1 protein-coding gene is annotated in these 1,511 nt (G+C 40.5%); it reads right to left on the bottom strand.

The genetic code is table 11. The features are described from left to right. Positions 1-61: 61 nt before the first annotated feature. The coding region (locus tag EV142_RS23945; protein WP_132038369.1) for a T9SS sorting signal type C domain-containing protein at positions 62-1,511 on the bottom strand (1,450 nt) is incomplete at its 5' end.

Genomic DNA, 1,511 nt, shown 5'->3' with positions numbered 1-1,511 from the left:
AAAAAAACCATTCGCCGCGGCGAATGGTTTTTTTTTATGGAGTACACAAAGTGTTTGTGTTTTATTGAAATATAACTTTCTTAGTCGTCGTATGATCATTGTCTAAAGTAATTTTTACCAGTAAGACCTGATTGGCAGACTGCAGATTTGCTATTTGCAATTCTGTTGCACCTACTTTCTTTTTGTTGTAAAGCAGTTTTCCGGAAATATCATAAACCGTAACTTCCTTAATGTTTTCTTTTGCGGAAGTCACCTTGATTGCTTTGTTTTTGATGCTGACCAGAATGTTGTTTTCCGTGTTTTCAAAATCACCTGTGCCTAATGTTTTATCCGTATAACGAAGGACCAGACGATCGTCAAAACTTCCGATTTTTGTACTAAAGGTATATTTACCGTCTTTTAAATTATGAATTTTGCCTGCTGTTTTGTCTTCGATGTAAACGGCCTGATTGCTTAAATCTCCTTCTGCATGCTGTATTGAGATGGTAAAATCACCCTCAACGGTACTGCGGTATCCTAAAGGAACGATATCGGTATCTGTAAAAGGAAGGGCGCGTCCCTGGATGACATAATTCAGATCGTTGTTTACGCTGTAAAAATCAAGATACGGGTTGGCATCGAAAGTTTCTCCGTCGTATCTGTTGTCAATACCATTTGTGGCTCCTTCTACATATCCTACGAGCATTTGTTTAAAAGCGCCTCCCTCATTGGTAATATTAAGCCAGATGCGGCTTTTCGCGGCTTCTTTTGCTCCTTTTGCGGGCTTGAAAAACTGACCGTTATTGGCACCTCCCTCTCTCATTTTGTTGGTAAAGGCAATTGTTCCCACATCGTTGGTGCTGGCAAAAAAGGATTGTCCGGCAGCAATGTGACCCTGTGGGATAAAAGGATTATTTCCAGGGGCATCGTCACCACTAGGGGCCGCTTCGGTTGCAACTCCGCCTGTTAGATTAAAAACAGCATAGTCGTCTGAGGAATAATCCCTTACTGTTATGTTTAATGGGGTATTGTGTGTCCAGAAATAAAAGGTTCCGTTTATAAAACTATTTGCCTTCAGGAATTCATTCGCACTCAAAGCCGATGGATACGGATTACCGATCAGGTAAAATTTATCTTTTTCGACTGTTTCTCCGGACAGATTACCATTGTTTGGAATTCCTTTAAAAGAAGCTGTAAAATCAGCTCTTACGGTATTGGAATAGGTTTGCGGACCACGGATGATGTATCCTTTACCTACGGTCATATTGGTGTTTGAACTGGTTATAACCCAGTTGTCCCCATTGTATCCCATATATTTGTCGGCTAGAGTGTACGGTGAAACATCAAATAATTTCTGTGGTGTTACCGGTGTAGACCAATATTCATAATCAGACAGGCGCATGGAACTTATACGTTTGTATATAATTTCTCCTGTATTGACTGCATCACTGTCCTGCATCAAACTTGAGTTGTTCTCAAAAGTCAGCGTGCCTCCGCTGGTAACGTTTAAGGCATTAGTAACTGTAAGAGTA

This window comes from Flavobacterium circumlabens, assembly GCF_004345565.1.
Classification (GTDB): domain Bacteria; phylum Bacteroidota; class Bacteroidia; order Flavobacteriales; family Flavobacteriaceae; genus Flavobacterium; species Flavobacterium circumlabens.
This window is presented reverse-complemented; position numbering and strand designations above follow the sequence as displayed.